A 23,065-nucleotide genomic window follows, 5' to 3' on the forward strand; every position below is an offset into this window, starting at 1 on the left:
CCTTCCTCCTTTCCTATGAGATTGCGTGATGTTTCTCAATTTCAATTAGATTTGATTTGAAGATTAAATGTCTGTTCACTGCATTGACGTAAGCTTTCGCCGATGCTTCAAGCACATCTTGCGCTACACCACGTCCTGCTGTTTCTTTTCCTTCTATTGAAACAGTGACATATACTTCTGCTAGTGCATCTCTGCCTTTTCCATTTGATTGAATGCGGTAGTCCAGCAAATGAATTCTTTCTTCCATACAGCGCTCAAGCGTGTTGTACACAGCTTCTACACTGCCTGCACCTGTAGCTGCTTCTTGAATGACTGCCTGTGTTTCTTGGTTTTTCAGAGAAACTGTTGCTGTTGGCATTTGTTCTGTTCCATAATGCACTTGCAGACTTTCAAATTCGTAGCCAATTTTTCGATCTGCTACTTTTTCTTCTAATATAATAGAGATCAAATCATCATCTGTAATTTCTTTCTTTTTCTCTGTCAAGTTCTTGAAAGTCTCAAAGAATTTATTGATTTCGTCTTCCGTTAGTTTAAAGCCTAGTGTTTTCATGCGGTCTTTAAACGCGTGTCTTCCGGAGTGTTTTCCAAGGACAAGCACATCTGTTGTCACACCGACAAGCTCTGGAGAAATAATTTCATAGGTTGTTTTTTCTTTGAGGAAACCATCTTGGTGAATACCTGATTCATGTGCAAAAGCGTTGTTTCCAACGACTGCTTTATTACGCGGCACAATCATTCCTGAGTATTTGCTCACTACATCACTTGTACGCTTAATTTCATTCAATTGAATCGTTGATTCGACCTGGTAAAAGTCTTTTCGAATATGAAGAGCTACTGCAATTTCTTCTAACGCGGCATTTCCAGCGCGCTCACCAATTCCGTTGACAGCCGTTTCAATTTGATCTGCTCCATTTTCAATGGCAGCAAGTGAGTTTGCCACAGCCATTCCTAGATCATCGTGACAGTGAGCGGACAAGTTGACGCGGTCGATATTTGGAACGTGTTCCTTCATATATTTAAAGATATTCCCGTACTCTTTTGGCGCTAGGTATCCAACTGTATCTGGCAAGTTAATGACACTCGCCCCGGCGTCAATGACCTTTTCTACAATTTCTGCCAAGAAAGCAAGATCTGTACGGCACGCATCTTCTGCTGACCATTGGACAACTGGAAAACGTTCTTTCGCATATTTCACCATTGCAACAGCCTGTTCTACGACTTCTTCACGTGTTTTCTTTAGTTTATGCTTCAGGTGAATGTCGGAAGTAGCAATAAAGACATGAAGCCTTGGCTCCACTCCATCTTTTAATGCTTCCCATGCAGCATCAATGTCACCTTTCACACATCGTGCAAGACCAGCAACAGAACAGTTTTTAATCGTTCTTGCTATTTCTTGTACGCCTAAGAAATCCCCTCGGGATGAAGCGGGAAAACCCGCTTCAATGATATTAACCCCAAGGCGCTCAAGCTGCTTTGCAATGATTAGCTTTTCTTGTGCATTTAAGTTCACTCCTGGTGATTGCTCTCCATCTCGAAGTGTTGTGTCAAAAAAATTAATTTTCCGCACCGACGCTCACCGCTTCCTTTTTCTTTCCTTGTTTAACGAAAGGCATCATTTCACGAAGCTTTCTACCAACGATTTCAATTTGGTGCTCATTTTCATTTGCATTGATTGCATTGAAACGTGGACGATTCACTTGGTTTTCAACGATCCATTCTTTTGCAAAAGTTCCGTTTTGGATATCAGTCAAAACAGCTTTCATCGATTCTTTTACTTTTGCATCTACAACGCGTGGTCCTGATACGAAGTCACCCCATTGTGCTGTATCAGAGATTGAATATCTCATGCCTTCTAATCCTTCTTCATACATAAGGTCAACGATTAATTTCAGTTCATGCAGACACTCGAAGTATGCAAGCTCTGGCTGATAACCAGCTTCTGTTAACGTTTCGAAACCTGCTTTCACTAGTGAAGTAAGACCTCCACAAAGAACTGCCTGCTCACCGAATAGATCCGTTTCTGTTTCTTCTTTAAATGTTGTTTCAAGAACGCCCGCTCTTGCTCCGCCGATCGCTTTTGCATAAGCAAGTGCTTTGTCTTTCGCTTGACCAGATACATCTTGATAGATAGCAAATAGGGCAGGTACACCAGCGCCTTGCTCATACGTTCTTCTCACAAGATGTCCTGGACCTTTTGGAGCTACAAGATACACATCTACGTCACTTGGAGGAACAATTTGATGGAAGTGAACGTTAAATCCGTGTGCGAATACAAGTGAGTTTCCAGCTTCTAATTGATCTTTGATTTCTTCATCATATACTTTCTTTTGCTGCTCATCTGGAAGTAGTACCATGACGACGTCTGCTTGTGCTGCTGCTTCTTTTACTGTGAATACTTGATGACCGTCTTCTTGTGCTTTTGTATAAGATCCGCCTTTTCTCACGCCGACGATGACATCTACGCCGCTTTCTTTTAAGTTCAATGCATGTGCATGACCTTGTGATCCGTAACCAATGATAGCTACCTTTTGACCATTTAATACGTTTTCTTGAATATCACCGTTATAATATACTTTTACCATTTGACTCTCTCCTTTTGTTTAGACAATTGAAATTGTTTTATTTGTTTGCGGCTTTTGCTGATTATCTCTCGCAAAGGCCGTGGTGCCAGTTCTGGCGACTTCTTTAATGCCGTATGGCTTAAGTAATTCAATGAGTGCTTCAATTTTTGAAGACTCACCTGTCACCTGAATGACGACACTCTCTCTGCTCACATCTACAATAGAAGCTCTAAAAGGTTCAATGACTCCCGTGATCTCCATTCTAGATGCTGGTGCAGATACGACTTTTATCAAAGCCAGCTCTCGCTGAACGATTGATTGGTTTGTAATGTCTGTTACTTTCAGAACATCGATTTGTTTGTTCAACTGTTTTGTCAGCTGTTCGATGTCTTTCTCTTGGTCTACATGGACGACGAACGTGATGCGTGATACATCTTGAATCTCAGAATGGCCGACCGTAATGCTTTCAATGTTGTAGTGTCTTTTAGTAAAGAGGCCTGTGATTCTGTTCAGTACGCCTGATCGATTTAATACAGTCAACACAATAATTCTTTTCAAGGTTTCACCCCCACCATCTCATGAAGTCCTTTCCCCGGTGCTACCATCGGGAATACTTTTTCATCTCTCGCTACATTGACATCGATGAAAACAGGCTCTCTAGAGGTTAAGGCTTCTTCGAGTTTTTCTTTCGCCTCTTCGTCTGATGAGATTCTGATCCCTTTAATGCCATAAGCTTCAGATAATTTTACGAAGTCTGGCTGCTCTGAAAATTTAGAATGTGAGTAGCGTTCTTCATAGAAAATTTCTTGCCATTGTCTTACCATTCCAAGGCTGTGATTATTGAGTACAATCACTTTGACTGGAAGGTTCAGCTCACGGATAACGGCAAGTTCTTGCAGGGTCATTTGGAAACCTCCGTCTCCTAAAATCGCTACAACGGTTGCCTCTTGATCAGCAAGCTGAGCTCCAATGGCTGCTGGTAATCCGAAGCCCATTGTGCCAAGGCCTCCAGATGTGACCCACTTATCTGCATTTTCAAATGGATAGAACTGTGCCGCCCACATTTGATGCTGTCCGACATCAGTTGCGACAATGGCTTCACCTTTTGTGAATTGATGAATGTATTCAATCAGCTTTTGAGGTTTAAAACCCTCAGCTTCGTTTTCAACGTACCAGAGTGGATATTCTTCCTTCCACTGATCTAATTGATTTTTCCATTCGTCTGATTCCCCTTGCTTCCCGTCTTGCTTGATCAGCTCTTCAAGAACGAGCTTACTGTCTCCAACAACCGGGATATGGGTATGAATGTTCTTGCCAATTTCCGCTGGGTCGATGTCAATATGAGCAACCTTCGCATGTTTCGCAAAATGATTGAGGTTGCCTGTTACCCTGTCATCAAATCTTGCTCCGATTGAAATGAGCAGGTCACATTGATGAAGAGCCATGTTCGCTGCATATGTTCCATGCATACCAGCCATCCCTAGGAAAAGAGGGTGCTTTGCCGGGAATCCGCCAAGTCCAAGCAATGTATGAGCGACTGGGATTTGCTGCTGCTCTACATACTGTCTTAATTCTTCAGATGCTTTGCCATGAAGAACGCCAGCTCCTGCTAGAATAACTGGTTTCTTCGCTCTGCTGACAGCTTCTACTAATTTGCGAATTTGCAAATAGTTCGGCTCTACTTTTGGCTGATAACCAGGTAAATCAATTGGCTGGTCATATTCAAACGTTCCTTCAATGCCTGCGACATCTTTTGGAATATCGATCAATACTGGACCAGGTCTGCCTGTTGTTGCAATATGGAATGCCTCTTTGATGACACCCGGTAATTCCTCTGGATTTCTCACCTGGTAGCTGTGCTTTGTAATTGGCATTGTGATGCCGAGTACATCTGCTTCTTGGAAAGCATCCGATCCAATGACTGACGTTGCCACCTGCCCTGTGAATACAACTAGGGGAAGTGAATCAATCATCGCATCTGCAATTCCTGTCACAAGGTTTGTCGCTCCAGGCCCTGATGTTGCAATGACAACACCTGGTTTACCAGATACTCTTGCGTATCCTTCTGCTGCGTGAATCGCTCCCTGCTCATGTCTTGGCAGAACATGAAATAAACCAGAATCGTAAATTTTATCGTAGATTGGTAAAACTGCTCCGCCTGGATAGCCGAAAATGACTTCTACTTTTTCTCTTTTGAGTGCTTCAATTAACATGAGTGCACCGTTCATCGTTTGTGGTGCTTTTGATTTTTCCGTCTCCATTTGTACATTTGTCCCCATTTGATTTCCTCCTCTTTGTCTTGCTTCAGTCAAGTCCTTTCACCCTTTTCCATTCAAGATAGAGATATGAGACCATATAAAAAAGCCTTCTCACCCCACAATGACACTACTTTTCACTAGGTCAAAGGGGCGAAAAAGCTTTGTTTTTCGCGGTACCACCCTTGTTCACGGCAAACCCTGCTGCCGTCTCATGGACATCTTTCGTCCATTTTGGTAACGAGTGAGCAATGTCACTCGGCCTGCCCTACTATCATTTCAAGCAGACACTCAGAGGTGAGTTCACTTTAGAAAGTAACACCGGTTTCCAGCTAGCACCGGCTCTCTGTAGATACTGACTCTAAAGCTACTAGTCCTCTTCAACGTTTATCGATATCTATTTAACTTGCATGAATGTTTTCATCTGTAAAAACGACTTTTTCTCCTTCTTCAACTACTCGCTTGCGGAATTGTTCAAGAAGTTTGTTTGTGTGGAACCCTGGTTTCCCTTCACCGATTGTACGGCCGTCAACTTTTACAACGGCGATGACTTCGGCTGCGGTTCCTGTTAGAAATACTTCTTCTGCAGTATACACATCATGTCTTGTGAAAGGTTCTTCTTTCACTTCGTAGCCTAAGTCTTCTGCAATTTCCATGATGGCATTTCTTGTGATGCCTTCGAGTGCGCCGATATAACCTGGCGGTGTATAAAGCTTGCCTTTTTTATAAATAAACACGTTGTCTGCAGAACCTTCCGCCACGTACCCTTGATCGTTCAGCATCAGCGCTTCACTCACACCGGCCATATGGGCTTCGATTCGGACAAGAATGTTATTCAAATAGTTTAATGATTTTACTTTTGGGCTAAGAACATCTGGACGATTTCGTCTTGTTGGGACCGTCACAATGTCAATACCCGTTTCATATAGGTGCTTTGGAAAAATGGCCAGCGGCTCTACAATGATCACTGTGTTGGCTCTCCCGCAGTTGTTAGGATCTAATCCAAGATCACCCGCTCCTCTTGAGACGACAAGGCGGATATAGGCATCCTTTAGGCCATTCCTTTCAACTGTATGAATCATTTTTTCCGTGAGTTCCTCAAGTGAATATGGAATGTTCAGCATAATGGATCTGGCGGAATCATACAGGCGGTCTAAATGTTCTTTCATTCGAAAGATATTTCCGTTATACACGCGAATCCCTTCGAAAACACCGTCGCCATATAAAAAGCCATGATCGTAAACTGAAATTTTCGCATCCTCTTTTTTCACGAGTTCATCGTTTAAAAAGATCCACTGTTCCTTTTGGTCTTCCATTTTCAGTGAGCACCCTCTCTTTCAAACAAAAAGTAGTTGAATTTTCAGACACTTTATTTTGAAGTGTCAATCGCTTGCACTGCGTGTTTGTTTAGCTTTTGTTGAACCCATCTTACGCCGCTTTCCATACAGTGTCAACAGCATTTTTAAAATTATTAGACAATTTAGACTAATCAAAATTAAATGTATACGCTTACACCTTTGCTAGACAAGGAATGAAAAAACTTAAAATTTTTTGTATTTTTTCTTCAATTTATTTACTTTACATGAACGCTTTTCTTTTGAGAAAACTTTTGTGATATTTTTTCACATGATTTTTGATGAATATTGTGAGATTTCAATGACTTTGTTTTTTCTTTTGGTATGCCTTTCTAAAGCGTTTTCCTATGAATTTATGATAGAATGAGAGCATCTAATAGAAGGAGGGCAATACATGGCTAACATCAGAGGTTATATCGGTACGTATACAAAGGGAGACAGTAAAGGCGTTTATACGTTTACATTAAATACGGACAAGCAGCAGATTGAGCAAGTAGAAGTCGCTGCTGAGCTTGAAAATCCTACATATTTAACCGTGTCAGAGAATCAAAAGTTTGTTTATGCTGTTGTGAAAAAAGGATCACAGGGCGGCCTTGCTGCGTATCAAATTGATTCAACAACAGGCAGACTTCACTTCATCAACCAAGAGCTTGCCGATGGAGCTTCTCCTTGTCACGTCAGCGTGGACAGTCAAACGAAAACGGCGTATACAGCAAACTATCATAAAGGGACAGCAGAGATGTATGAGATCGATGCTGAAAATGGCTCAGTGATCCGCACGCTCTCACAGGCGCAGCATGAAGGAACTGGCCCTAACGAAGATCGTCAGGAAAAGCCACACACCCACTTTATGGGTCTCACGCCAGATGAGCAATTTGCTGTGGCTGTTGACCTTGGAACAGATGGAATTTATACGTATAAGAAAGAAGACGGCAAACTTGAGCTTGCTCATACATTTGAAACAAAGCCAGGCAGCGGACCTCGTCATATCACATTCCACCCAACGAAACCTGTGGCATATGTCATGACAGAGCTAAGCTCAGAGGTCATTGTGCTTCGTTACTTTGAAGATGGTCATTTTGAAGAGATCCAAACAATCTCGACCATTCCAAGCGATTTTACAGAGAACAATCAAGGCAGTGCCATTCATGTCTCTTCAGACGGCCAATTTGTTTATGCAGGAAATCGTGGTCATGACAGCATTGCGATTTTTAAAACAGACGCTGACGGCCGATTAAGCCTTGTCGAGATTGCTTCTTCTGAAGGAAACTGGCCTAGAGATTTTGTGCTTGATCCAACAGAAGAATTCCTCGTCGGTTCAAACCAAGAATCTAGCAATCTCGTGTTATACAAACGCGACAAAGAAACAGGACGACTCACTGTCTTACAATCAGACATTACCGTCCCTCATCCAGTTTGCGTGAAATTTTTAGGATAAAAGAAAAAAGCCTCCAATAACGGAGGCTTTTCTTTATACAGACGGCATACCGCCATCCTCAAGCTTGTGATCAATCAAAGACGTATCGGTTTTTTCGCCGAACCATTTTGACAGCCTGTCTTTTGCTTTCCCTTTCACATCATCATCAATGTACATTGCTACTTGAAGCAGAGCAAATGTAATGGCGCCTAAATCATCTGTATAGCCGACACCAATCAATGTATCAGGAATGAGGTCAAGTGGAAGGATAAAGTAGCCGAGTGCTCCAATAATCAAGGTCTTTGCTTTGACCGGCACTTCGGGTTTTTGCAATGTATAGTAAAGTAATAGCACAGCATAGACTAGAGAGACACCAGCTTTTTGTGCCGTCTTTTTTAGCTTTTCCCAAAAGGCATGATCATTAAAATGCTTCTTCGAACGCTTTAATAGTTCTTTTTTCTCAGAACGATTCATCATATCGCCTCCATCTACAGCATAGCCCTTTTCCCTCAGTTATACAAGATATCCGCTGATTCGACAAACAAAAAGCAGCAGAAAGCTGCTCTTTCTACTGCTCTTTGTAAAACTTTTCAATTGCTTTATCGATGTAAACCCATCCTTTATAAGACACATGAATCGTATCTTTAAAGAAATATGGATCGTACTCATGCTTAGTCAAATCTGCGACTTCATACCCATTATCTCGAATTTGACGATTGATTTTTTCATAATAACCTGTACGGCCTTCTTTCGGAAAACCAGTGTAATCATACCACTTTCCGTTGACAGGAATCGTTACAAACAAAGGCTTTGCCCCTGCCTGTTTTAAAATATCCAGCATGATTTGAAAATCTTTATATTCTGGTGATTCGGCATAAGAATGACCTTCACGGGAATCCTTCATCTTCTTCATGATCGGTTTCAGTTTGCGGTCAAACAGTTTTTGATTAATATAAAACGGGTTGTCCCCTGCTCTTTCCGCACCAAAAATGCTCGCTTCTTTTTCAAGCTCAGCCCATGTTTTTCCTTTGACTGAAGGAGATGGTTGAAGCTTGCGCTCATGCCCCGATCCAATCGTATAGTACATGTCTTTCTTTTGAAGCATGCCATAATACATTTTCGCAATAGGAGAAATCGCGCCATAAGCGAACTTGTTTCCAGATAGCTCTGCTTTAAAAAGCTCTGTAATCACCATGTCGTTTTTGACTGCTTTAAACTTCATGATTCTTTTAATCAGCTCTTTTTTCACAGTTGGATCAATTTCTTTATTATAGGCTAGATTCAGCGCCTGAAGCGCTGAATAGTTAGGTGCAAAGTGATTCTCGTCAGATCCCCATTTCACAAACCACTGCGGGGACACGATAAATACAAGCTTCTTCCCTTTTAATTCATCCATATGCGCTGCAAAGTTCATCGCATGAATTAATGATTGCGATCCACCTTTTCCAATTAGATAAGGTGTGAACCCTTGAGGATTCTCATGAAAGAAATTCGAAGGGTGATATGGATCAAAACGTGATAGTTCAGAAGATCCATAGATCGGCAAATAAGTTGGATCTTTTAGCATTTCATCTTGTAAATAAAGCCCTTGAAACATCCCTGGATCTAATTCTGTGGCTGACTTTTGTAATTTGTCTTTTGGGATCAGGTGTGAGAGCCATGCATTTGGTACAAGAAGAACACCAATGAATAGAACAGCCGCTAAAATAAGCGGCCCAAAAAAACGCTTTTTCATTACTTCATCTCTGCCAGCTGCTCAGCAATATGATTCGGCGTATCCCACACATCACGATCGAATTCTGTAATCGGAACAGTGATTCCGAGTTGACTTTCAATTGCCATAAGCAGTTCTACTGTACCAAATGAATCAAGAAGACCTTCTTCAAAAATCGCAATCTCTGGATTTTCTTTCACAACGTCATCCTGACAAACCTCTGCAATAATACCGTATACTTGATTTTTAAATTCCATAATTTTCTACTCCCTTAATGATTAATGATGAAATGGTTTTCCTGAAAAAATATAAAATCCGAAACAAATCACATGGAATGTAATAATGATAGACACAACCATTGTGACCTTATTATCCGGCCACCACTTGTGCTTTTTATTCCATTTCTCAAATAAATTGTAACCGGACATGACAACTGCATGATATAGTCCGTAAATAATATATTGAAGGGCAAGACCATGCCAAGCACCCATCAATAGAAAGAGGACAAAGTACCCGATATTTGATACAGCCATACGGTTCTTGATCCACTTCTTTTTGGTCATAAAGAACACAAATCTCATAAACACGTAGTCTCTGAACCAGAAGGACAGGGACATGTGCCAGCGATTCCAGAAGTCTTTAATATTGCGGCTGATAAACGGTTTATTAAAGTTCTCTGGCGATTTAATGCCCATAATATAACTCACACCTACAGCAAATGCTGTATATCCAGCAAAGTCAAAGAACAAATACATGCTGTAAGCATACATATACGTTAACTGCTGAACAAAGTGACTGCTGCTAATGTGATGAATATTCATCAGAATATACGTGTGAATCAGATAACCAATAATGAACTTATATAAGAAGCCAATGAAAATTTTATGAATACCGGAATACAGAAGATCACTGTATGCTTCCTTTTCAGGCGGTGTATCCATATCTTTTTCAAATCGGCGGTAACGGTCAATCGGACCTGATGAAATCGTCGGGAAAAAGACAATGAAATAGACCAAACGATGAATCGGAATTTTCTTCTTAATCAAGCCGTCTCTTGTCTCGATAATTAACTGAACACCTTTAAATGTTAAGTACGAGATCCCCAAAAAGCTCAACCAGTTAATTGGCGCCGGTTGGTGCGGGTGATGAGTTAAAAAGAACGGTAATACCTTTGACAGCACAAGCGGCAAAATTGATGCCACCACTGCTGCATAGAAAACGGATGCCTGATTCGCCTTTAACCGGTATGCAAGGTACAGGCGAATGATTAAGACTTGCCACACCGTGAACAAGAAGAGCAGCAGTGCGCCATGTGCATCCTTTGAGAAAATAAGCGCGAGTGCCACAACCGTTGCAAACATGTTGTAGCCCTGCATTCTTTTGCCGCGAAGACCAAGAATGATCGTCGGCAAAAGAAGAATACCAATTAGAATGAAGAAAAAGAATGAACTAAACGGAATCATAGAAGAACCTCTTTCGCGATTCTCTTACGGTCAACCTTCCCGTTTGGCGTCATGTAAAGCTGCTCAAGATAGACAAACTTTCTTGGAATCATGTACGCTGGCAGTGAATCCGCCATTTCTTTCTTAATCGCACTTGTCAGCTGATACTCTTTTTCAAATGAATGAGCTGCTGGAACAATCGCTGCAATCAAGTACTCGACATGACCGTTTGGCTGGAATGGCACAATCACACAAGCATTGACATAGGTTGTCTCGCTTACATGATATTCAATTTCTTCAAGCTCCATCCGGTATCCATGAAGCTTAATTTGATAGTCGAGACGACCGTGGCACGTAATTAATCCATCCTGCGCCACACCTGCGTCACCTGTGCGGTAAGCAGGGCGTCCTTCGTATTCAAAGAACACTTTATCCGTTAAGGCTTGTTCACCTAAGTAGCCTCTCGTGACGCTTGGCCCCACGATGACAATTTCGCCTTTCTCACCATCAGAAAGTGTCTTGCCTTCTTCATCTAAAATGACGATATCTGTATCAGGTTTGGCATAGCCGACTGGTAAAGAATCGTGCTGATCAAGAATCTCCTGCGTGACTTCAATCGATGTGATCGCAACAGTTGCTTCAGTTGGACCATACGTATTAAAGACCTGCGCCTTTGGAAAACGCTCCAGAAGTGCACTTGCTACAGCTACAGGAAGCGCCTCACCGCAGAACAAGAAAACTTTCAGCTCTGGTAAAAGCTCTCCTGTAAAGGAAGGGTCCATTAAGCACATTTGCACAAAGGATGGTGTTGATGTCCACACTTCAACGTCAGATTGACCAAGTGCTGCAAACATATCCTTTGGCTTATTGACAAGATCTTTTACTAAACAGTAAAGCGTGCCGCCTGATTGAAGCGCTGGATAGAGATCCATCACTGATAAGTCAAAAGAAAATGGTGCTTGATTTAAGAATGTGCGTCCCTCACCAATTGGGAAGTCGCGGCACATCCACTCTGTAAAGCTTTCTAAATTATTGGCTGTTACCTGAACGCCTTTCGGTTTTCCGGTACTGCCAGACGTATAAATAATGTAGAAAACATCATCTTGTTGAACCCACTGCGTGGATGGCGGTGCTTCTTTTTCAAGTGCTAAAAGCGATGCCGCACTTTTCACTTCAATGTGCTCTTCTACATCTAATACATTCTGCTCATTTGCACATATCAATAGACTGGCTTTTGAGCTTTCAATGATTGAGACGATGCGCTCAACAGGTATTGAGATATCGACCGGAATATAAGGTCTGCCTGATTTCACACTGCCTAAGAAAGAAATCAGCATCTCTGGCTCCATATGACCGTAGACAATGACAGGTTCACTGCCAGCTGCGACCGCATCGATCGCACCAGCCATTTGGTCTGATAAATGCCAAAGCTCATCATATGTGATCGACGCCTGTTGAGAAACAAATGCTGGCTGTGTTGGTTTCGTTTGCTGGTATTCATGAATCGTGTGTAATAGTTTCATAGTTTAATCTCCAATTAAAAATCGTTGTAAATGAATGATCCCGTATTTGCTGTGTGGAATCCGTAAATAAAGAACAATAATAGCAAAATAAGTAAGTAAAAGCTTGTATATCCTATCCATTTTACAGACTTATTTTCTGATAGCTTCTTGAATAGCATATTGATAACCTCTTTTCTTTTGACACTTATAGAGACGCATGGATCATCAAAAGAGTTTCATATCAAACCATAAAATTTTTAAGAATTGCTAAAAAAATGTCGAACCTTGGAATGTCTCTTTTGAGCAAAGCTGTCTTATTGTAACAAAGATTTAATACATTTGAAATAAAATCCGAGCTTAAATTTGCCTTAAAATTGCTGAAAGCTGTCGAGCTAACTCAAAAGCCACCTAGTTTGATTAGATGGCTTTGATTTCAATTACTTCTTATATTTATTGACTTCGAACATGAGAATGTTTTTAAACACTACATAATCCTTTTTACTTTCAAATGGACCTTTGTTATTGTCATGCTCGTCAATTTCATAAAAACCTGGTCCTTCACCTGCATCACGCTTTTTGTACCATGATAGGAAGGCGTTGACTTCTTTCATGGAGAGGTCATACTCTTTCTGTAAGCCATTGACCATTGTGATGATGAGTAGTGCATCGCCGTCTTCATTTGTTGCATCGTCTTTAGGCGGTGTTGTTGGTTCTGGGTCTTTGTCGCCAGGTGGTTCGGTTTCAGTGTTGTTTGGAAATTGCAGGTCTTTTAAAGATAAAGAGATGACAGATTTGTAGTTTTGATCTGCAATCTCTGTATAATTCTCATTATAATCTCTACCACCTATAAGGTATAATGTATCATCAATAACTACTGATGAAGCTCCTATACGCATATTGTGGTAAGGCACATCTATTCTAACTAATTCTTCTTGTTCAGTATCATATACAATTAAACTCCTTGTTGAACCACCGGGAAATATCATGTTATTTTTATAAGTTACACCATTCAAGTAACCACTGACAAACCCTTTTTTCTTTGCAGTCCAAACTTCTTTTTTAGCGTCAAATTCAAAAACTTCACGTTTATCGTTTTTGCCAAAGATGTAAAACTTCTCATCTAATACTAGACCGATTGCTCCTTCTATTTTAACATTTAGAGGAGCTTCTTCTTTCCATGTTTGCTTAGAAAGATCATAGCTAAAAAACTCTTTTCCACCAAATACATAAATTTTATTTCCAATAACACCCGCTTGAACGTTATATGAGCCTTTTGATTTGCTAACAAAGGGAATATCAGGTAGTGTTTCCCATTCATCTTTTTTTGTATCATACACTTCGAACTTATTATAAGTAAAACCCGTATGTTTTCCAGCAAGGACATATATTTTTGAACCTACTACTACTGATGCTGCTCCTCCTCTTCCAGTAGGTATATCTGTCTTTTTAGTCCATTTGTTTACAGATGGATCATATTCTAACGTTTCTTTGTCGGCATTAAACCCACCAATTACATAAATTTTCCCATCTACAGCATTAGCTACAGCTCCCACTCTTGCTGTTGGCAAATCAGCTAATTGATTCCATTCATCCTTAGCTGCATGTACCATTTGAACTGACTGCGTGAATGAAAGGATTACTAGTAACATCATGACGATCCATTTTTTCAAAAATAACACTCCCTTTTCATTATCTTACTTCTTCATTATCGGAGCGTTTTTTTATTTTTATAGAATCATTGAATTTTTTAAAGAGAAATTAATAGAAAAAAGCATCGGAAAAGTGACTTACTATAGAGTCGCTTAAAATAATAGGTTTAATCAAAAACTGCCTAAGTCTATAATCAAAGAACAATAAAGAAACCCATGATTTCATGGGCTTCTCATCAATCCATTATTAGAAAGTCTGTCACTAGGCAAGCAGGTTCTCCGTTTTCATCCATCCCCAAAAACTCGGGTACATCCCGTCACCGAAACCTGTTGTAAACCTGGCAATGTCCACCTTGTCATGAAAACGGGTGACGAGCCAGCCCCATGTGTGCTTGTAGTTTTGCGCAAGAGCTTCTTCAAATTCCTCGTAAAGATAAAAATCATTGTCCTCTTTATATCGCTTATCCTCATACGCTTGAAGATATATAGCTGACTCCGCATCCATAAAGCAGCCCATAACCTTATTTACACCGTAGCCACAGAACTCTTCTTCTTTTAATTGATTGAGTTCTTGCCCTATTCTTGTAGCAAGCTCCCATTCTGTTGCTTGCTCGTTTGTAAACTTGATCATTGCATAGGCTACTCGTTCGTCTCCGTTTTCCAACCGCTTAACTACAAGTATAATAGGATATTTCCCTAGAGCAACCTTCCTCGTAAAAGATTGGTCCATACCTGAAACAAAAGGATCACAGGCAACAATATGACCGCCCGTGATCTCGATATAGCCTAACTGTTTAGCGAATAATTGATCACTCTCTTGACTGCTTGTTGTCTCTCCATTTCTATATAACAGGTGACTTGGATTGATGTTGTACAAGTGATCATTCCTTTCATTGTTTTTCTGAAGCATTTGGAATTATGGTACTTTTCTCTATTTGGCCTTTTCTTCCTGCTTTATTTCCCCTATTTAATCCGTTCAACCTACTCAAGAGAGCTTACAGAAATATTAATACTTGGATTAGCAGTCAACAACATAAACATTTAAAGGGAATAAGTACATTTGGAGGGAATTCAATGACACAAGAATCTGATGAGCGTAAGTTGCAACAAATAAAACAAATGCAACAGAAGTTTCTAGAGAAAATGAAAACTCAACCTTATCCCATGTACCCTAATTACGGAAAAATCACACGCTATGAAGAAATCCCAATTAATTTACCTGAACAACGTCAACTTCGGCATCCTGGTGTAGAAGGCTTAATGGTACCACTTCCAATTATTGAAAATACAAATTACAAAGGGAGTGGTAAGTTAGCGGGAAAAGTTGCTCTCATTACAGGAGGGGATAGTGGTATTGGTGCAGCAGTAGCCATTGCCTTCGCAAAGGAAAGTGCTGACGTTGCGATTGCATACTTAGATGAACACGAAGATGCTAATAGAACAAAAGCAAGAATCGAAGAACTCGGGCAACGTTGTTTATTGATGCCAGGAGACTTGCGAGATAAAAGGCAATGTATCACCATTGTAGAGAAAACAGTAAAAACCTTCGGACGTCTAGATGTTCTATGTAACCACGTTGGTATCCAATTTCAACAACCAAGCCTTCTTGACATTACAGACGAACAATTCGATGACACCTTTAAAATCAACATATACTCACATTTTTACACAACCAGAGCAGCGCTTCCTTACTTAAAACCAGGCAGTTCTATTATCGGTACTTCTTCAGTCGTAACGTATGTAGGTGAGCAACAAATGATTGATTATACAGCCACAAAAGGTGCAATTGTTGGTTGGACACGTGCTTTGGCTAAAAATGTTGTAAAACAAGGAATTCGTGTAAACGCTGTTGCTCCAGGTCGAATCTGGACGCCACTAATTGCAGCAAGCTTCTCGTCAGACCAAGTGGCTGTATATGGAGCATTTAATCCAATGGAACGAGTTGCCCATCCATTTGAACTCGCACCAACATTTGTTTATCTAGCTTCTGATGATTCACGTTTTGTTACAGGTCAAGTGCTGCATGTTGACGGTGGGGAATCCACACATTCCTAATATAAGGAGGTCATTGGATTGAGATATGAATTTAATCCAGAGGTAGAGTTATTACTTGTGAATCATTCAATGAAAAAAGTTACTATGGTTTATATGGAGCATTCATGGCTAATGTCTGAAATTGGACGTAGACCGCCTTATTATTGCTATCCAAATTATGAACTGAACTATCCAATCATTTAAAAGGAACGTTTAGAGCATAAAAAATGGATACAACTATGTCAATTTACGCTCATGTCATTGAAGAAGCTATCCATTTTGATAGCTTCTTTGATACAAACACAGAGAACGGAAATATTTAAAAATAAATCCGCTCCCAAAACCCTGTTTTGGAGCGAGTTACGAACTTAAGTTCCAAAGAACAAAAAAGCCTGAAATCCTTGATAATAAAGGGTTTCAGGCTTTTAATTTAGTACGTCCCAGGAGAGATTCGAACTCCCGACCGACGGCTTAGAAGGCCGTTGCTCTATCCTGCTGAGCTACTGGGACATGTTGTTATGTAGTGTGCTGTGGTGTATTACCTCAGCGACAAGATTTATTATATTACTATTGTTCTTTAAAGTCAACGGTTTTTCGAAAGTTTTTTCATAAGGGGCAAATGCTGCACCCTTATGAAATACCTTCCAATGTGACAGTGTTTTCGAGATCTTGTATGACCTGACCTTCGTCCGTGAAAAACTGTACGTTTGCTTCGCTTCCATCTAGTGTCAGTATAGCATAGCTGCGCTCTTTTCGCACTCTTGGCAAGTGTACGCTGCCAGGGTTAATGAGGAGTTTTCCTCTTAGCAGTTCACTGCCTGGAATGTGCGAGTGGCCAAAGCAGATAATGTCTGCGCCTAGCTCTTCTGCACGGTAGTAGACTTGAAGTAAGGATTGTTTGATGCCATGCAGATGTCCGTGAGTGAGAAATAGTTTTCCGCCTCCATCAAGTGGGAGCAGGAGCTCTTCTTCAAAATCGCCCATAAAGTCACAATTTCCTTTGACGACTTTGTATCCTTCGAGTGCTGGGTGGTTCGTTTCGAGTTCTGAATCTCCGCAGTGGATCATCATGTCGACTTCAGCCTCATGCCGTTTGGCAATGGTTTGAAGTTCGTCTGTGAGTCCATGACTGTCACTAATAATGAGTATCTTCATGGCTTCATTCCCCCTTATTCATTTGCGTCTAGCAGTGATGAAAGCTTTTGAAGCGCGACCGCTCGATGGCTGATCTTGTTTTTCTCCTCTGGTGATAACTCGGCCATCGTCTGGTCTTTGTCTTTGACGATGAAAATTGGGTCGTATCCGAAGCCATTTTCGCCGATTGGTTTTTCTGCAATGAAGCCTTCTACTGATCCTTCTACCGTTTTTGTTTCTTTTCCCGGTATGCTGACAGCAAGGGCACATCTGAATCTGGCTGTGCGGTCTTCTTTTTCAATGCCTTGAAGTTCGCTCAGCACTTTTTCCACATTCTCCGCATCATCTTTATGCTCACCTGCGTATCTCGCTGAATACACGCCAGGTTTCCCGCCTAGATAATCAATCGACAGACCGGAATCGTCTGCAATGACCATTTCACCTGCTTTGGCTTGAATAGCCTCCGCTTTGATGATGGCATTTTCTTCGAAGGTTTGTCCTGTTTCTTCAATCTCTTCAGTAAAGCCGATGTCTGCTAGTGTTTTGACCGTGAATCCTTTTGGCTCAAGAATGGCTTTGAATTCTTTCGCTTTGCCCGCATTGTGCGTTGCAATGATGGCTGTTTTCATCCTGATCAAACCCTTCTCTTTATTCGATGACTTCTCCTGTTACTGCTTTTTGCTTTTCGATTAATTCTTTGATGCCCTTTTCGGCTAAATCAAGCAGTCCGTTTAGCTGTTCTCTTGAGAATGTCGCTTCTTCACCTGTTCCTTGAAGTTCAACAAAGCGTCCAGCGCCTGTCATGATGACATTCATATCTACTTCAGCAGAAGAATCTTCTTCATAGTTTAAATCTAACAGAAGACCTTGCTGAGAATCAATTCCGACGGATATTGCCGCTAAATAATCAGTAATCGGGTTTTCTTTGATGACTCCTTCAGCTCGCAGCTTTTGAATCGCGAGTGTCATGGCAACAAAAGCACCTGTGATGGACGCTGTGCGTGTGCCGCCGTCTGCTTGAATGACATCACAATCAATCCAAATCGTGCGTTCGCCAAGCTTTTCTAAGTCAACGACTGCGCGGAGTGCTCGTCCAATTAAACGCTGGATCTCCATCGTACGTCCTGTGACTTTTCCTTTAGATGATTCTCTTATCGTTCTTTGTGCAGTTGCTCTTGGTAGCATGCTATATTCTGCTGTAATCCAGCCTTTTCCTTCTCCTCTTAAAAAAGGAGGTACGCGGTCTTCGATCGATGCGTTACAAATCACCTTCGTATTTCCCGCTGAGATTAAGACAGAGCCTTCTGGGTGCGTGATGTAGCCTGCCTCTATTTCAATTTTTCTCAATTCGTCATATTGTCTTTCATCTAATCTCATGTTTTACCTCCGTTACGATATACATTCCGCGCGTATGCCAGCGGGGTTCTCCTACTAACTTTGACAACCTCGGCTTGTTCTAACCGCTCGGAATAAAAAAGAGGCAGCGAATATGCATGCCTCTTTTTCTCCATTATATCAATGTGTGACGTTAAAAACTACCTGTATTCACTTGTTCTGGTCGTGAAACCGGCTTTGTGAGCTCTGCTCCTTTTTCGTTCACAAGCTCAGCCTTGCCGTTGACCTTAACAGATACGCTTTTGACGTCCGGCAGCTCGGTTAATGTGAGCACAATGCTATTAAGAACTTTTTGTGAAATCACCTTTTTCTTTTCATCTGCACTGCCAAAAATAGATTCGTTGAAATCAAGTGTCACATGTCCATCTTTTACTTTTGGTACATCATTCAGCTTCACATCTTGATCAAAGTCTGTAAGCAAATGGCTTTTTTTGCTTGGTCCAGAGACGAGCTCATCAATTGCTGCTGTAATCGGATCATCCTCGTCTTTTGGTGCTCTTGTGGTGACCGGAACGTAGTAGGTCTGTTCATCAGATTCAGCTAAATAGTAGACAGTAACAGGCTTTGTTGAAGTCATATCAGCGGCAGCCTCGTGCTGGATATTAATACCGTCTTCTCTGCTTAAATCATCTGAGATGGGTGTACCGTTCACAGGCATTTCTTTTAGTTCATGTCCATTCATCTTCAATTTGACTTTGGCTATGGAATCAAACTGCGTTAACGTCCAAGTAACAGATTGCAGGATTCGCTGTTCGTCTTCTTTTTTATAGTTTTTAAATTCATTTGAAAAATCCACAATCGCCGTTCCATCTTTAATATCGACAGATACGCTCGTGTCCGCAGGTAACACTGCTCTGAATCCGTTCGGCATTAAGTTAGAAATAGGTCCCCCGTCCACGAGATATTCAAGGGTTTGTTTGGCACTTCCTTCATTTTTCGGCAGCGGAATGGATTGAGATACGACATACCCGTTTTTATCAATTAAATATAATTCTCTCATGACTGTATCAGCCTGCTTCTCTTCTTTTCCTTCTTTGGCTGTTTGTTTGTCTTCTTTATTTTCTTTCACATATGTGACGTTTTGTGGTGGATCAATCTCTGTTTTCGCTTGGTCTGTTTGAAACAATCCGCATCCTGACAAAAGCATGGCTGACGCGATACACGTAACAGCTGCTGTAGATCCTTTTTTCAGCATACTTCACCCTCCTCTAGTAGTTTGTACTACTATGTATACGAGCTCCATCAGAGGATTAGACCCTTTTCATAAAAAAATAACCCGCTTCAAGTAGAAGGGGTTATTGCTGGTAGATGTGTTCAAGTGACACGGTTTCGACCTTTCCTGGCAGGTAGCCAAACCAGTCACGAGCGATGTTTTGGAAATTTTGCTGCTGTCCTGTTGTGTAAAATGTATGGACAGGTGCTTCTTTAGAGGTATTTAACAGCCCTTTATATGAAAGAATCGTACTCGCTTCTCTCGCTGTCTCATCCCCTGATGAAATGATGTTTACTTCACTGCCCATAAAGCGCTGAATCGGCTCTTTTAAAATCGGATAGTGTGTGCAGCCAAGAATAAGTGTATCAATTCCTGTTTCTTTCATTGGTTCAAGGGAGTCTTTCACCACTGCCTCTGCTGTCTGATCTAAAAACGTTCCGCTTTCCACAAATGGGACAAGGAGCGGACACGCCAGGCTTTGAACCGTTAGTCCTGCTTTTAGTGACAGCAGCGCTTCTTTGTATGCCTCGCTTTTGATCGTATTGACTGTGCCAATAACGCCAATATGCTGATTGTTTGTCACCTTAATCGCTGTACGGGCGCCGGGCTGAATGACGCCAATGACCGGAATATCAAGCGTTGCTTTGATTTCGTCCAGTGCGATCGCCGTTGCTGTGTTGCACGCAATGACGAGCATTTTAATATGGTGGTGTTTTAATAAGTAGTGCGCCATTTCCCAAGTATATTGAAGAACTTCTTCTTCTTTACGAGGGCCATATGGACATCGTTTTGTATCGCCTACATAAATGATGTTTTCTTTTGGCAGTTGTCTCATGATTTCCTTTGCAACGGTTAAACCGCCGACGCCGGAATCAATGACGCCGATTGGTTGATCCAACAAAATCGCCTCATTTTCTTTTCATTTGCTGCTGTAGTTTCGTTAAGGATTGGTTGAAAACGATGGCTTCTTCTTCTGAGAAAGCCCCTAGAAGTTCACTGACGTATTCTTGGCGTTTAGCAATCACTTCTTGAATGATCCTCTCGCCTTCAGGCAATAAATGAATGCGAACCACGCGGCGGTCAGATGGATCTTTCACCCGTTCGACAAGTTCACTTTTTTCCATTCTATCAATTAAATCAGTGGTTGTGCTGCAAGCCAAATACATCTTTTGTGACAGCTCACCTATTGTCATATCTCCGAATTCATAAAGCCACTGAAGCCCGATGAATTGTGGAGGTGTAATCGTATATTGATTCAGGATTTCTCTGCCTTTTTGCTTAATAATTGCAGCAATGTGGCGCAATGATTTTTCAATCTCTGCAACATGGCCAGACTCATTCGTTTCCATTTTATTGATACCTCACTATAGCATCTCACTTTGATTAAAACGTACATGTCTATTTTCCTCGTTTTTCAAAGAAAATGCAAGAAGAGAGTCATGGAAACCATATAGAAATAACCGGTTCCTTCCCGATATGGAAGGAAAACCGGCTGACTTTAGAGCTCTAGCTCACCCATACGCAGAAGCTCGACTACGGCCTGTGAACGGCCTTTAACTCCTAGCTTTTGCATGGCATTCGAAATATGATTTCGAACAGTCTTTTCGCTAATAAAAAGCTCGCTTGCAATTTCTTTTGTTGTTTTATCTTGGACGAGCAATTCGAATACTTCTCTTTCTCTTTTGGTTAATAGCGGCTTGGATTGAAACTCTTTCTCCTTCAAGTATTGTAACCCTCCTTGCTAAGGTGAGAGCTCTAGTCTCTATAGAATGGGATTCTGTATAGTCGAGATATCATATGCCGGGTGCCTGAGGTAGGTGACGTTAAAATCAAGAAATCCCGCATATCAGCGTCCAATTTACTGCACTTTCAGCCACGCAAAAAAGGACGAGTCTCCCCACCGAGACATCGTCCTTTTTTACGTGGTATTTAAAAGATTGTAATGGCGCCTGTTAACAATGCAATAAGTGTTGTAAAAAGGGCAGTTAACACGGTCCATAGGAGTGCGTATTTTTGCAAATCACCAATATCTTTGTTCAGCATACCAACAAGCAGCAGCGTTGAAGCCACAAGTGGGCTCAGTAAGTGGACAGGCTGTCCTATGATAGAAGCACGTGCAATCTCCACCGGATCAATCCCGTAAGCTGCGCCGGCTTCAGCCAAGATCGGCAGCACCCCGAAATAGTAAGCATCATTTGAAAGAATAAATGTAAATGGCATACTCGTCAGAGCAACAATCAGCGGGAAAAATGAGCTGTAGGAATCAGGAATCATGTAAATGACCAAATTGGCAATGGCCTCAACCATCTTTGTTCCTGAGAAAATCCCTGTGAAAATTCCTGCTGCAAATACAAGTGTGATAACCGTTAATGCATTTCCTGCATGCGATAAAATTCGCTCGCGCTGATCTTCAACCTTTGGATAGTTAATCATGAGAGCGATGACAAATCCAATTAAGAAGAGTACAGGAATTGGGATGATATCCAGGACTAGTGTGACCATGACAGCAATTGTAAGGAAGAAGTTAATCCAAATCAGATTCGGCCTTTTGATATCGGCTACTCCATCCTCAATTGACGCAGCCAATTCAGGAGAAATGGACGGCTCTTCTTTGTACTGAATCTCTGCAATCCCAATCCGTTTTCTTTCTTTTTTTCCAAGTACGTAAGCAGTAAAAAGTATAAAAAGACCGCCTCCAACCATCGTTGGGAGTAATGGAATGAAAAATTCGCCTGCATCTAATCCAAGCGCCGCGATAGCACGAGTAGCCGGACCGCCCCATGGCGTCATTCCGCTCATAATTCCTAATGATAATAATGAAATTGTTCCTAAAATTAATGGGTTCATCCCAATTCTTAAGAAAAGTGGCAGCATAGCTGATACGGTAATCATATACGTTGTTGTTCCGTCACCATCTAATGCAACAAGCATAGACAAAATCGCTACCCCAAAAGCAATTTTGACAGGATCACCTTTTACAATACGTAGAATGAGTTTAATCAGAGGATCAAACAATCCAGCATCCAGCATGACACCGAAGAATAAAATCGCAAATAACAATAAAGCAGCTGATGGTGCAACAGTTTTCAGTCCATCAAGCATCATGTCCCCTAATCCTTTGTTAAAGCCACCGATCAATGCAAATATGATAGGTACAACGGTTAGAGCCACCACCGGATGCATACGTTTAGTCATAATGAGAAATGTAAATGTCAAGACCATCAAGATCCCTAAAATAGCTAGCACTTTATATCCCTCCATCCTCTTCTTTACATGATCTGCAAGCGCCCCCTTGCACTTGCGATCTATATGTTAGCGCTTTCTATTTCAAGGATATAATAGCTTTTTTTATAATGAAAATATCGATTTTTTCGTATATTCAATAAATTCCTTT

23 protein-coding genes, 1 tRNA gene and 1 other annotated feature are annotated in these 23,065 nt (G+C 41.2%); of the genes, 2 read left to right on the forward strand and 22 right to left on the reverse strand.

The window, feature by feature from the left end:
• Positions 1-13: 13 nt before the first annotated feature.
• From QR42_RS12490 to ilvE, 5 genes are all read right to left on the reverse strand, one after another.
• Positions 14-1,567 (reverse strand): 2-isopropylmalate synthase, encoded by a 1,554-nt coding sequence (locus QR42_RS12490; protein WP_039180437.1) that lies wholly within the window; start codon positions 1,565-1,567, stop codon positions 14-16.
• Positions 1,554-2,582, reverse strand: a complete 1,029-nt coding sequence (gene ilvC / locus QR42_RS12495; protein WP_024423187.1) for a ketol-acid reductoisomerase — start codon at positions 2,580-2,582, stop codon at positions 1,554-1,556. The genes QR42_RS12490 and ilvC overlap by 14 nt, the downstream gene beginning before the upstream one ends.
• Before the next feature lie 18 nt (positions 2,583-2,600).
• Positions 2,601-3,119: an acetolactate synthase small subunit gene (gene ilvN, locus QR42_RS12500; RefSeq protein ID WP_007501584.1), complete on the reverse strand. Its 519-nt coding sequence runs from the start codon at positions 3,117-3,119 to the stop codon at positions 2,601-2,603.
• Positions 3,116-4,840: an acetolactate synthase large subunit gene (gene ilvB, locus QR42_RS12505; protein WP_025092480.1), complete on the reverse strand. Its 1,725-nt coding sequence runs from the start codon at positions 4,838-4,840 to the stop codon at positions 3,116-3,118. Before ilvB ends, ilvN begins: the two co-directional genes overlap by 4 nt.
• A gap of 122 nt (positions 4,841-4,962) precedes the next feature.
• Positions 4,963-5,209: a binding site (T-box leader), on the reverse strand.
• Between the two features lie 8 nt (positions 5,210-5,217).
• On the reverse strand, positions 5,218-6,132 hold the full coding sequence (gene ilvE, locus QR42_RS12510) for a branched-chain-amino-acid transaminase (RefSeq protein ID WP_039180440.1): 915 nt from the start codon (positions 6,130-6,132) through the stop codon (positions 5,218-5,220).
• Between the two features lie 433 nt (positions 6,133-6,565).
• Between ilvE and QR42_RS12515 the strand changes: the two genes are divergently transcribed.
• Positions 6,566-7,609, forward strand: coding sequence for a lactonase family protein (locus QR42_RS12515; RefSeq protein ID WP_039180442.1), 1,044 nt, complete (start codon positions 6,566-6,568; stop codon positions 7,607-7,609).
• Between the two features lie 33 nt (positions 7,610-7,642).
• Here QR42_RS12515 and QR42_RS12520 read toward each other — a convergent pair whose 3' ends face one another.
• From QR42_RS12520 to QR42_RS12550, 8 genes are all read right to left on the reverse strand, one after another.
• Entirely contained in the window at positions 7,643-8,062 is a 420-nt protein-coding gene (locus tag QR42_RS12520) for a YkvA family protein (RefSeq protein WP_039180444.1), read from the reverse strand.
• 94 nt (positions 8,063-8,156) lie between these two features.
• Positions 8,157-9,323: a D-alanyl-lipoteichoic acid biosynthesis protein DltD gene (gene dltD / locus QR42_RS12525; protein ID WP_039180447.1), complete on the reverse strand. Its 1,167-nt coding sequence runs from the start codon at positions 9,321-9,323 to the stop codon at positions 8,157-8,159.
• Complete coding sequence (dltC, locus tag QR42_RS12530) at positions 9,323-9,559, reverse strand: D-alanine--poly(phosphoribitol) ligase subunit 2 (RefSeq protein WP_024423191.1); 237 nt, start codon at positions 9,557-9,559, stop codon at positions 9,323-9,325. The genes dltD and dltC overlap by 1 nt, the downstream gene beginning before the upstream one ends.
• A 21-nt stretch (positions 9,560-9,580) precedes the next feature.
• Positions 9,581-10,765, reverse strand: coding sequence for a D-alanyl-lipoteichoic acid biosynthesis protein DltB (gene dltB / locus QR42_RS12535; protein WP_039180449.1), 1,185 nt, complete (start codon positions 10,763-10,765; stop codon positions 9,581-9,583).
• A complete protein-coding gene (gene dltA, locus QR42_RS12540) occupies positions 10,762-12,267 on the reverse strand; it encodes a D-alanine--poly(phosphoribitol) ligase subunit DltA (RefSeq protein WP_039180452.1) in 1,506 nt (501 codons plus the stop codon). Before dltA ends, dltB begins: the two co-directional genes overlap by 4 nt.
• A gap of 14 nt (positions 12,268-12,281) precedes the next feature.
• The gene (locus tag QR42_RS19110; protein ID WP_024427820.1) at positions 12,282-12,431 is read right to left on the reverse strand and encodes a teichoic acid D-Ala incorporation-associated protein DltX; all 150 of its coding nucleotides are present in this window, start codon (positions 12,429-12,431) and stop codon (positions 12,282-12,284) included.
• A 252-nt stretch (positions 12,432-12,683) separates the two neighbouring features.
• Positions 12,684-13,916 (reverse strand): Kelch repeat-containing protein, encoded by a 1,233-nt coding sequence (locus QR42_RS12545; protein WP_039180455.1) that lies wholly within the window; start codon positions 13,914-13,916, stop codon positions 12,684-12,686.
• Positions 13,917-14,157: 241 nt separating this feature from the next.
• Entirely contained in the window at positions 14,158-14,772 is a 615-nt protein-coding gene (locus QR42_RS12550) for a DUF4241 domain-containing protein (RefSeq protein ID WP_039180458.1), read from the reverse strand.
• Positions 14,773-14,969: 197 nt separating this feature from the next.
• On the opposite strand from QR42_RS12550, the gene QR42_RS12555 reads away from it, so the two are divergent.
• Complete coding sequence (locus tag QR42_RS12555) at positions 14,970-15,950, forward strand: SDR family oxidoreductase (protein ID WP_039180461.1); 981 nt, start codon at positions 14,970-14,972, stop codon at positions 15,948-15,950.
• A 415-nt stretch (positions 15,951-16,365) separates the two neighbouring features.
• Here QR42_RS12555 and QR42_RS12560 read toward each other — a convergent pair.
• From QR42_RS12560 to QR42_RS12600, 9 genes are all read right to left on the reverse strand, one after another.
• Positions 16,366-16,439 (reverse strand) — tRNA-Arg (locus QR42_RS12560).
• A 120-nt stretch (positions 16,440-16,559) separates the two neighbouring features.
• Positions 16,560-17,084 carry a YfcE family phosphodiesterase gene (locus QR42_RS12565; protein WP_039180464.1) on the reverse strand — a complete coding sequence of 175 codons (525 nt, stop codon included), beginning with the start codon at positions 17,082-17,084 and terminating at the stop codon, positions 16,560-16,562.
• Positions 17,085-17,098: 14 nt separating this feature from the next.
• On the reverse strand, positions 17,099-17,701 hold the full coding sequence (locus QR42_RS12570) for an XTP/dITP diphosphatase (RefSeq protein WP_162860205.1): 603 nt from the start codon (positions 17,699-17,701) through the stop codon (positions 17,099-17,101).
• A gap of 10 nt (positions 17,702-17,711) precedes the next feature.
• The gene (gene rph, locus QR42_RS12575; RefSeq protein WP_024427165.1) at positions 17,712-18,440 is read right to left on the reverse strand and encodes a ribonuclease PH; all 729 of its coding nucleotides are present in this window, start codon (positions 18,438-18,440) and stop codon (positions 17,712-17,714) included.
• A 151-nt stretch (positions 18,441-18,591) separates the two neighbouring features.
• Positions 18,592-19,653, reverse strand: a complete 1,062-nt coding sequence (locus QR42_RS12580; protein WP_039180469.1) for a GerMN domain-containing protein — start codon at positions 19,651-19,653, stop codon at positions 18,592-18,594.
• A gap of 100 nt (positions 19,654-19,753) precedes the next feature.
• The gene (gene racE / locus QR42_RS12585; RefSeq protein ID WP_099663515.1) at positions 19,754-20,572 is read right to left on the reverse strand and encodes a glutamate racemase; all 819 of its coding nucleotides are present in this window, start codon (positions 20,570-20,572) and stop codon (positions 19,754-19,756) included.
• 7 nt (positions 20,573-20,579) lie between these two features.
• A complete protein-coding gene (locus tag QR42_RS12590) occupies positions 20,580-21,020 on the reverse strand; it encodes a MarR family winged helix-turn-helix transcriptional regulator (protein ID WP_024423206.1) in 441 nt (146 codons plus the stop codon).
• 149 nt (positions 21,021-21,169) lie between these two features.
• Positions 21,170-21,394: a spore germination transcription factor GerE gene (gene gerE / locus QR42_RS12595; RefSeq protein WP_003184172.1), complete on the reverse strand. Its 225-nt coding sequence runs from the start codon at positions 21,392-21,394 to the stop codon at positions 21,170-21,172.
• A gap of 206 nt (positions 21,395-21,600) precedes the next feature.
• Positions 21,601-22,917, reverse strand: coding sequence for a CitMHS family transporter (locus QR42_RS12600; RefSeq protein ID WP_039183245.1), 1,317 nt, complete (start codon positions 22,915-22,917; stop codon positions 21,601-21,603).
• Positions 22,918-23,065: the final 148 nt, after the last annotated feature.

This window comes from Bacillus sp. WP8 (assembly GCF_000800825.1).
Classification (GTDB): Bacteria; Bacillota; Bacilli; order Bacillales; family Bacillaceae; genus Bacillus; species Bacillus safensis.

Coding starts and splice junctions, on each gene's coding strand:
- QR42_RS12565 (WP_039180464.1), bottom strand. CDS start 17,084: ATGAAGATACTCATTATTAGTGACAGTCATGGACTCACAGACGAACTT.
- ilvE (WP_039180440.1), bottom strand. CDS start 6,132: ATGGAAGACCAAAAGGAACAGTGGATCTTTTTAAACGATGAACTCGTG.
- dltB (WP_039180449.1), bottom strand. CDS start 10,765: ATGATTCCGTTTAGTTCATTCTTTTTCTTCATTCTAATTGGTATTCTT.
- QR42_RS12520 (WP_039180444.1), bottom strand. CDS start 8,062: ATGAATCGTTCTGAGAAAAAAGAACTATTAAAGCGTTCGAAGAAGCAT.
- QR42_RS12515 (WP_039180442.1), top strand. CDS start 6,566: ATGGCTAACATCAGAGGTTATATCGGTACGTATACAAAGGGAGACAGT.
- rph (WP_024427165.1), bottom strand. CDS start 18,440: ATGAGATTAGATGAAAGACAATATGACGAATTGAGAAAAATTGAAATA.
- ilvB (WP_025092480.1), bottom strand. CDS start 4,840: ATGGGGACAAATGTACAAATGGAGACGGAAAAATCAAAAGCACCACAA.
- QR42_RS12555 (WP_039180461.1), top strand. CDS start 14,970: ATGACACAAGAATCTGATGAGCGTAAGTTGCAACAAATAAAACAAATG.
- dltC (WP_024423191.1), bottom strand. CDS start 9,559: ATGGAATTTAAAAATCAAGTATACGGTATTATTGCAGAGGTTTGTCAG.
- QR42_RS12580 (WP_039180469.1), bottom strand. CDS start 19,653: ATGCTGAAAAAAGGATCTACAGCAGCTGTTACGTGTATCGCGTCAGCC.
- ilvC (WP_024423187.1), bottom strand. CDS start 2,582: ATGGTAAAAGTATATTATAACGGTGATATTCAAGAAAACGTATTAAAT.
- dltA (WP_039180452.1), bottom strand. CDS start 12,267: ATGAAACTATTACACACGATTCATGAATACCAGCAAACGAAACCAACA.
- QR42_RS12590 (WP_024423206.1), bottom strand. CDS start 21,020: ATGGAAACGAATGAGTCTGGCCATGTTGCAGAGATTGAAAAATCATTG.
- dltD (WP_039180447.1), bottom strand. CDS start 9,323: ATGAAAAAGCGTTTTTTTGGGCCGCTTATTTTAGCGGCTGTTCTATTC.